This window comes from Pseudogracilibacillus amylolyticus (SeqCode) (assembly GCF_051918545.1).
Lineage (GTDB): Bacteria > Bacillota > Bacilli > Bacillales > Amphibacillaceae > Pseudogracilibacillus.
Genome location: NZ_JBPPZG010000161.1, coordinates 8,962 through 9,289, shown reverse-complemented (window position 1 = coordinate 9,289; position 328 = coordinate 8,962). Strand labels below are relative to the sequence as shown.

The window sequence follows — 328 nt, the reverse complement described above, 5'->3', positions numbered from 1 at the left end:
ACGTACTTTGAAGGTTATCCACCTTCATCACCATCATTTGCATTTTTAAAAGATGGTAAAATAGTTACAATGTTAGAACGTCACGATATCGAAGGTTCAAGTCCAATGGAAGTAATCAATCGTTTACAAAATATTTTCGATGAACACTGCGAAGAAATATAATAAGCTTTTTCTAATAAGACTGCCTCATTCCTGAAGCAGTCTTATTTTTAGCAAACGAAAAAGTATGGTTTAAGGATTACATAGTTGAAGGATACTGTTGAGTAGTGAAAATTTAAAAACTAGTAACAGCTTCGTTGATTTCCGCCTCCGGGCAGTACGCTTTCCG

The 328-nt window shown here is 35.1% G+C and carries 1 protein-coding gene; it reads left to right on the top strand.

What is annotated here, in order from left to right:
• A partial coding sequence (locus tag ACPYKA_RS15525; protein ID WP_479543126.1) for a BrxA/BrxB family bacilliredoxin occupies nucleotides 1-162 on the top strand: 162 nt, incomplete at its 5' end.
• Nucleotides 163-328 lie beyond the last annotated feature (166 nt).